Below are 6,777 nucleotides of genomic sequence, written 5' to 3'. Positions count from 1 at the left end.
GCCGCCGCCGCCAACGCGTTGGCCAAGATCGCAGCCGTGCTGCCCGACGATCTGCGCGAGGATCTTGACGCGAGCACACTGCTGGTCGGGCCTCCTGCCGCGGCCACCGAGGGCATCGATCTTGGTCTGGTGCGGCAGGCCATCCGCAACGAGCGCAAGCTCGGCTTTCTCTACCGCGATGCCGGCGGGGCCGTGTCCCAGCGCGTCGTCTGGCCATTTGCGCTGGGCTTCTTCGACAAGGTGCGGGTGGTGGTGGCGTGGTGCGAGATGCGGCAGGATTTCCGGCATTTTCGCGCCGATCGCATCGCCGAACTCCAAGCAATGGACACGCGCTATCCGCGTCGTCGCCAGGCGCTGCTCAAGGAATGGCGAACGACGCTCGACAAGCCGCGTGGTTCGCGATGACTGCTGCCATATTCTGACAGTAGCCTATCGTATGTTCGTCAAGTCGAAACACCGAACCTTGGAGAGCAGATATGGCCACCCCGAATTTCGTCATCCTCTATGTCGACCAGCCGCAGCAGAGCGGTGCCTTCTACAGCGCGCTGCTCGGTCGTGAGCCGGTCGAAAGTTCGCCGACCTTCGTGCTGTTCGTGCTCGATGCCGGCTTCAAGCTCGGCCTGTGGTCGCGCCATACGGTGGAGCCGGCAGCCGCCACGTCAGGCGGTGGCGCCGAAATCGTGTTTGCGCTGGATACGCCCGATGCGGTCGATGCCGCCCATGCCGACTGGTCCGGGCGCGGGCTGAAGATCCTGCAGACGCCGACCGACATGGATTTCGGTCGTACTTTTGTCGCGCTCGATCCCGATAATCATCGCCTGCGCGTCTACTGGCTGTCCGACGGGGAACAGGCCAATGGGGAACAGAAATGAGCGCGTATTGGATAGCGGTGGCGTCGGCCGAGCATGTCCGGCGTGGTCGCACAGCCGGCTTCATGCAGGTCAACCACGGCAAGGCGGCACCGCTGCGTCGCGTCAAGCCGGGTGATGGCGTCGTCTACTATTCGCCGACCACTGTTTTGGGCGACAAAGACGGCCTGCAGGCTTTCACGGCGATAGGCATCGTGCGGGAAGGCGAGCCTTATCAGGGCGATATGGGCGCCGGCTTCACGCCGTTCCGCCGCGATGTGGCATGGGCCAAGGCCGAGGAAGCGCCGATCAAGCCGCTGCTCGACAGGCTGGACTTCACCGCGGCCAAGTCGAACTGGGGTTATCAGCTTCGCTTTGGCCTTTTTGAAATCGGGGATCACGATTTTCGTGTGATCGCCGAGGCGATGGGCGCCGAAATGGGTGCAACGGTAAACTAGGCCGTGAGCGCCTTGTAGACGGCAATGCCGGCGGCAAGATCCTCGAGTGCCGCTCCGACCGACTTGAACAGCGTGATCTCACCGGCGCTCTCGCGGCCCTTCTTCCGGCCGCGCGCCAATTCGTGCAGATCGGCGACGATGGCTTCCGGTTTCAGCACGCCGGAGGCCAGCGGTTGGACGATGTCGCCGGCTTCCTTGGTGGCGCCGGCGCGGGTGTCGACATAGACGCGGGCAAGCCTGATCGCATCGTCATCGCTCTCGCGCATCGTCGGCGTAAAGCCGCCGACCAGGTCGACATGGGTTCCCGGCCGCAACAATGCGCCCTTGATCAACGGCGTGGTCGTGATCGTCGCCGAGGAGACGATGTCGGCCTGCCCAAGCTCCGTATCGAGATCGCTTGCCGCACTGGCCGCGAAGCCCTGGGCGCACAGATCGGCCGCGACTTTCTCGGCATTGGCCGGGGTGCGGTTCCAGATGCGGATGGTCTTGATGGGCCGCACGGCCGAGTGCGCCTTGGCGAGGAAGGGCGACAGCGCGCCGGCGCCGACCACAAGCAGCCGCGAGGCATCGTCGCGGGCGAGATAGGAGGCCGCAAGCGCCGAAGCACAGGCGGTGCGCCATTGTGTCAGCCGCTGGCCGTCGATCAGGGCCTCGGGTTCGCCGGTGGCGCCGTTGAGCAGAAGATAGAGCCCCATCACCGCGGGCTTGCCGATGGCATTGTTGTCGGGCGACACGGTGACGATCTTGACGCCGACGTGACCGCCGGCCGACGTGCCGGCCGCGTTGAGATCGGTCCAGGCCGGCATCAAAAGCAGTGTGGAGGCGGCACCATCGGGCCGCTCGATCGTATGATGATGCCTGACCGGCTGCACCGCACCGTCGCGAAACGCCATGCGCAGCGTCTCGACCAGTCCGGGAAAGGTCAGCGCATGGTCGACCTCTGCGGCCGAAATGGTCAGCATGAAAAACTCCGTGAGGACAAAACCGCCGATTGGCGGCTCAAGCGGTCGGCTTCGGCAATGCTGCCCCTTGGGCGGACCCCGGTGCCTGGCTTTGTGATACCGCCGGCGCACGGCTGACCGCCTGGCGCAGGTTCTCGGCTTCGACGCCGCGCTGGCGCGCCAGCTTGCGATAGCGACCCTGTTTGACCCACGTAGCCAGACTGCCGACGATCATGCCGATGGCGAGCGCCAGGAACAGGAAGATGAACAGCGGCAAAGTCAGGGTCAGCTTCGGATTGCCGGGGTTGAACGGGTCCAGCGTGAAGGCGACCAGTTCGCGGTTGGCGACAGCGAGTGCGATCAGGATGATCGCCAGGGGCACGAAGATCGCGATGAGGATGAAGCGATTGAACATGATGTTTTCCGTCGGAAGCTGGCCTGTCCGAAAGGCCGTCAGGCGCTGACGTCGCGCCTACTTGCCGCCGTTCAGCCTTTCACGCAGTTCCTTGCCGGTCTTGAAGAACGGCACCCATTTCTCCTCGACCTCGACGGATTCGCCGGTGCGCGGATTGCGTCCGGTGCGCGCGGGACGATTTTTCACCGAAAAAGCGCCGAAGCCACGCAACTCGACCCGGTTGCCTTCGGCAAGGGCGTCGGTGATTTCATCAAAGATCGCGCCGACGATGTTTTCGACGTCGCGCAGGAAAAGATGCGGATTGCGCGTGGCAATAATCTGCACAAGTTCGGACTTGATCATGAGACGGGTCCCCGTGAAAGCAGTGCGGTCAAAATTATGAGGATGATTTTATTTGCTTTTTTCACTTGCCCCAAACGGCTTCTCAAGGGTGCCAGACGGAAACGAGACCGTCAAGAAACAAGCGGTCGGCTCCGAGTTCATGGATGACGTCGCTGCTGTAGGCGGGCAGGCCGAGCGCACTGCCGATCGTTTGCGCCATCGCTTTCGAGAACAGGAAGCCGCTGCGCCGTTCGGTATCCTTCCACTCGACGACCTTGAGCTTGGCATCGACGCCCTTGGTCGCCAGCCAGTCGACCGCCACGGTCTCGCCACCGACGGCGTCGATCAGCCCGTTGGCAACGCCCTGGCGACCGGTGAATATCGAGCCGTCGGCAAGCACCAGCGCTTGTTCGCGGCTCATCTTGCGGCGTTCGGCGACGATGTCGACGAACCAGTTGTAACTGTCGAGGATGAGCTTGCGAACCATGGCGCGCTCGTCGTCATTGGTCGGCTTGAAGGGAGAGGGCGCGGCTTTCAGCGGCGAGGATTTCACCTCCTCCAGCTTGACGCCGAGTTTGTCCATCAGGCCGCTGACGTCGGGATACTGGATCAGCACGCCGATCGAGCCGACGATCGAGGTCTTGCGGGCAACGATGTGATCTGCGGCACTGGCGATCATATAGCCCGCCGATGCGGCGAGCGTGCCGACTTCCGCCACCACCGGCTTGTCGGCGGCCAGCTTGCGCACTTCTTCATAGATCGATTCACCGCCAACGGTGGTGCCGCCAGGCGAATCGATCGACAGGATCACGCCTTTCACCTTCGATGAAAGACGGATGGTTTCCAGCCGCTTGATCAGTTCCTCGTCCTCGGTGATCGTGCCTTCGATCTTGACCTTGGCAATATGGTCGACCGTCGAGCCGCCGAAATCGTCGCCATAGAACCAGGTTGAAAGCGCAATCACCCCAAGGGCTATGATGCCTATGGCGACGACGCGCCAGAATGTCAGCTTGCGCCGCAAACGGCGGCGGTCGATCAGGTCGTCGGCTCTCAGTGCCATGGTCAGCCTTTCAGTCGGCGGGAGGAGACGCTTTTAGACCATGATCCTCCCATCTGGAAGCAGTTCTCTTTTGCGCATGGCGAGACAAGTCGGCGCCTGGACGTGAGGTGGCTATCCGCGTCGGCAGTCGACGGGGCCGGGTCGGGCCCTCTCCAGGCGTCGGTCTGCTCACATATTCGTGCAATCGCCACCAGGTCGGGCGACGAGACCGATGGCTGATAAATTTTACGCCGCGTGTCTGTTTCTGCTATGGAGAACACGCAGTTGTGCGGACTTCGTTTTCGTCTGTACAAAGGCGGCTGTCACATTTTTGCAGTTTTCGTGGGCTTGTGCTTGCTTGAAAGCGCCGGCGTCCCACCTATAGGCGGTGCCCAAGGGCGGGCAGGGTTAGAAGAAAGCAGTGAATGTTAGCGCGACCGATTGAACCGACCGACGCCGAGGCGGTGTTGGCTCCCCCGGCGGACGGCCGGACGCGCGGCGATGCTTTCGACCGTGCACAGCGTCATTCGCGCCGCGTGCGCGTTCTCAAATTTGCCGTGCCGGTGGCCGCAGCACTGATAGCGGTCGCTTTCCCGGTCTATTCCTATCTCGCCGCACCCGTCTCGGTGAAGATTCAGGCGGAAGGCACTGCCTTTTCCAACGGCAAGCTGGTGATGGCCAATCCCAAGCTCAACGGTTTCACCAAGCAGAAGCAGCCTTATTCGATGACGGCGCTGCGTGCCATTCAGGATGTCAGCACGCAAGGTATCATCGAGCTGGAAGGCATCGACGCCAAGGTGCCGATCGCGTCCGACAATGTGGCGGCGGTCAAGGCCTCGCACGGCACCTACGATCGCGACGGCAATACGATGAACCTGACCAGCGACGTGACGATCACCACGACCGACGGCATGCAGGCCAAGTTCAAATCGGTCTTCCTCGACATGGGCAAAGGCACTATGAAGACAGGAGATCCCGTCGATGTCAGCCGTGGCGGGTCGCGGATCACGGCGGATACGATGTCGGTCCAGGACAATGGCAAGATTCTGGTTTTCGAGAACAAAGTGCGCGTCAACATCGATTCCGCCGCCCTGAAGGCGGCACAGGGAAACAGCGGAGAAACCAATGCGGCTCAGTAGTTCGACGCGGCTCGCGGCTGCAACTTCAGCGTTGCTGCTGCTCGGACTCGTGCCGTCATGGGCGCAGACGACCAGTCAATCAGGCCTCAAACTGTCCGGCGACAAGCCGATCCAGATCGAGAGCGACAAGCTGGAAGTCCGCCAGGCCGACAGTGTCGCCATCTTCACGGGCAATGTCAGCGTCGTCCAGGGGCCGACATTGATGAAGGCCGGCAAGATGACGGTCTACTACGTCAAGGACCCCAACGCCGCTGCCAAGGGCACGGAGGCCGCGGGTGCGGCGATGACGGGCTCGGCCAACATCGACCACCTGGAGATCTCCGACAAGGTCTATATCAAGTCGGATGCGCAGATCGCGACCGGCGATCAAGGCAGCTTCGATATGAAGAGCCAGGTGCTGGTGCTTTCGGGCAAAAAGGTCGTTCTGTCGCAAAACGACAACGTTCTGGTGGGCTGCAAACTTACCGTGCAGATGAAAAGCGGGCTGGCTCAGGTGGATCCATGCGCTGGGCAACGTGTCCAGATGTCGATCACGCCGCCGCCGAAATCGGGAGCGACGAACCCCTGATGGCCAGCCTGTCGTCGCTGACGGCGCGTCTTCCGGGACGGGCCGCCGGCAAGCTTTCGGCGCCGGCCACGGTGACCGTCGATGCGGGAAAGTTCAAGGGAACCCTGATCGCCAAGGGGCTGACCAAGAGCTACAAGGGCCGCAAGGTCGTCAGCGGCGTCACCATCGGCGTGCGCGCCGGAGAGGCAGTTGGACTGCTCGGCCCCAACGGCGCCGGCAAAACGACCTGTTTCTATATGGTTACCGGCCTGGTGCCGGTGGATGAAGGCACGATCGAGATCGACGGCTTCGATGTCACGTCGATGCCGATGTACCGTCGTGCACGCCTCGGCATCGGCTATCTGCCGCAGGAAGCATCGATCTTCCGCGGCCTCAATGTCGAGCAGAATATCCGCGCCGTGCTGGAAGTGGTCGAAAAGGACCGCAAGGTGCGCGAGCGCAATCTCGACGAACTGCTCGAGGAATTCCACATCAGCCATCTGCGCAAGGCGCCATCCATGTCGCTTTCGGGCGGCGAGCGGCGACGCTTGGAAATCGCGCGAGCGCTGGCGACGCGTCCGGCCTACATGCTGCTCGACGAGCCTTTCGCCGGCATCGATCCGATCGCCGTCGCGGATATTCAACAACTGGTGCGCCACCTCACGGCGCGCGGCATCGGCGTCCTCATCACCGATCACAATGTGCGCGAAACGCTCGGCCTCATCGACCGCGCCTACATCATCCATGCCGGCCAGGTGCTGACCCATGGAAGGGCCGACGAAGTGGTGGCAAACCCGGATGTGCGGCGACTTTACCTCGGCGAGGGTTTCACCCTCTGAGCGTGAAATTTGTTTCCTGACACGATTTTTGCGGTTCGCGCGGCGCTTTTTCCTCGATTTTGCTCCGAGATAACGCTCCGGTAAGCGAGTTTTGCTACCAATTGCCTTGACAAGCAAAAGCCGGGCCAGTTTCTATGGCCGGCTGCAAAATTCCTTTCCGGAAGTCCGGATGCGTAGACGAGGCGTTTGAAACCGAACCATGGCGTTGGCGGCCAAACTACAGCTACGAC

General features: G+C 62.2%; 10 protein-coding genes. 6 read left to right on the top strand and 4 right to left on the bottom strand.

Translation table 11 applies throughout. The annotated features are described in order from the left end of the window. The 3 genes from EN994_RS12780 to EN994_RS12770 form a co-directional block, all read left to right on the top strand. Positions 1–405, top strand: a 405-nt coding sequence (locus tag EN994_RS12780) for a WYL domain-containing protein (protein ID WP_127307570.1), incomplete at its 5' end; no start/stop codon positions are given. Between the two features lie 71 nt (positions 406–476). Next, on the top strand, positions 477–872 hold the full coding sequence (locus EN994_RS12775; RefSeq protein ID WP_013529579.1) for a VOC family protein: 396 nt from the start codon (positions 477–479) through the stop codon (positions 870–872). Then, positions 869–1,306: an EVE domain-containing protein gene (locus tag EN994_RS12770; protein WP_063169009.1), complete on the top strand. Its 438-nt coding sequence runs from the start codon at positions 869–871 to the stop codon at positions 1,304–1,306. The genes EN994_RS12775 and EN994_RS12770 overlap by 4 nt, the downstream gene beginning before the upstream one ends. Here EN994_RS12770 and EN994_RS12765 read toward each other — a convergent pair. From EN994_RS12765 to sppA, 4 genes are all read right to left on the bottom strand, one after another. After that, entirely contained in the window at positions 1,303–2,268 is a 966-nt protein-coding gene (locus EN994_RS12765) for an ornithine cyclodeaminase family protein (RefSeq protein ID WP_063169008.1), read from the bottom strand. The genes EN994_RS12770 and EN994_RS12765 overlap by 4 nt on opposite strands. A gap of 37 nt (positions 2,269–2,305) precedes the next feature. Continuing rightward, positions 2,306–2,662: a DUF1049 domain-containing protein gene (locus tag EN994_RS12760; RefSeq protein ID WP_024502826.1), complete on the bottom strand. Its 357-nt coding sequence runs from the start codon at positions 2,660–2,662 to the stop codon at positions 2,306–2,308. Positions 2,663–2,719: 57 nt separating this feature from the next. Then, a complete protein-coding gene (locus tag EN994_RS12755; protein WP_006200394.1) occupies positions 2,720–3,004 on the bottom strand; it encodes an integration host factor subunit beta in 285 nt (94 codons plus the stop codon). An 82-nt stretch (positions 3,005–3,086) separates the two neighbouring features. Then, positions 3,087–4,043: a signal peptide peptidase SppA gene (sppA, locus tag EN994_RS12750; RefSeq protein WP_027161328.1), complete on the bottom strand. Its 957-nt coding sequence runs from the start codon at positions 4,041–4,043 to the stop codon at positions 3,087–3,089. 404 nt (positions 4,044–4,447) lie between these two features. On the opposite strand from sppA, the gene lptC reads away from it, so the two are divergent. From lptC to lptB, 3 genes are read left to right on the top strand one after another with little or no spacing between them, the layout of a single operon-like run. Then, positions 4,448–5,161, top strand: coding sequence for an LPS export ABC transporter periplasmic protein LptC (lptC, locus tag EN994_RS12745; RefSeq protein WP_013529584.1), 714 nt, complete (start codon positions 4,448–4,450; stop codon positions 5,159–5,161). Further along, positions 5,148–5,729 (top strand): LptA/OstA family protein, encoded by a 582-nt coding sequence (locus EN994_RS12740; protein WP_013529585.1) that lies wholly within the window; start codon positions 5,148–5,150, stop codon positions 5,727–5,729. Before lptC ends, EN994_RS12740 begins: the two co-directional genes overlap by 14 nt. Next, on the top strand, positions 5,729–6,547 hold the full coding sequence (gene lptB, locus EN994_RS12735; protein WP_013529586.1) for an LPS export ABC transporter ATP-binding protein: 819 nt from the start codon (positions 5,729–5,731) through the stop codon (positions 6,545–6,547). The genes EN994_RS12740 and lptB overlap by 1 nt, the downstream gene beginning before the upstream one ends. The last annotated feature ends 230 nt before the right edge of the window (positions 6,548–6,777 follow it).

This window comes from Mesorhizobium sp. M7A.F.Ca.CA.002.09.1.1 (assembly GCF_003998555.1).
In the GTDB taxonomy this organism is placed as follows: Bacteria; Pseudomonadota; Alphaproteobacteria; order Rhizobiales; family Rhizobiaceae; genus Mesorhizobium; species Mesorhizobium ciceri.
The sequence above is the reverse complement of the archived record's forward strand: the minus strand, read 5'-3'. Positions and strand labels throughout refer to the sequence as shown.

Coding starts and splice junctions, on each gene's coding strand:
- EN994_RS12765 (WP_063169008.1), bottom strand. CDS start 2,268: ATGCTGACCATTTCGGCCGCAGAGGTCGACCATGCGCTGACCTTTCCC.
- EN994_RS12760 (WP_024502826.1), bottom strand. CDS start 2,662: ATGTTCAATCGCTTCATCCTCATCGCGATCTTCGTGCCCCTGGCGATC.
- EN994_RS12770 (WP_063169009.1), top strand. CDS start 869: ATGAGCGCGTATTGGATAGCGGTGGCGTCGGCCGAGCATGTCCGGCGT.
- EN994_RS12755 (WP_006200394.1), bottom strand. CDS start 3,004: ATGATCAAGTCCGAACTTGTGCAGATTATTGCCACGCGCAATCCGCAT.
- sppA (WP_027161328.1), bottom strand. CDS start 4,043: ATGGCACTGAGAGCCGACGACCTGATCGACCGCCGCCGTTTGCGGCGC.
- lptC (WP_013529584.1), top strand. CDS start 4,448: ATGTTAGCGCGACCGATTGAACCGACCGACGCCGAGGCGGTGTTGGCT.
- EN994_RS12740 (WP_013529585.1), top strand. CDS start 5,148: ATGCGGCTCAGTAGTTCGACGCGGCTCGCGGCTGCAACTTCAGCGTTG.
- lptB (WP_013529586.1), top strand. CDS start 5,729: ATGGCCAGCCTGTCGTCGCTGACGGCGCGTCTTCCGGGACGGGCCGCC.
- EN994_RS12775 (WP_013529579.1), top strand. CDS start 477: ATGGCCACCCCGAATTTCGTCATCCTCTATGTCGACCAGCCGCAGCAG.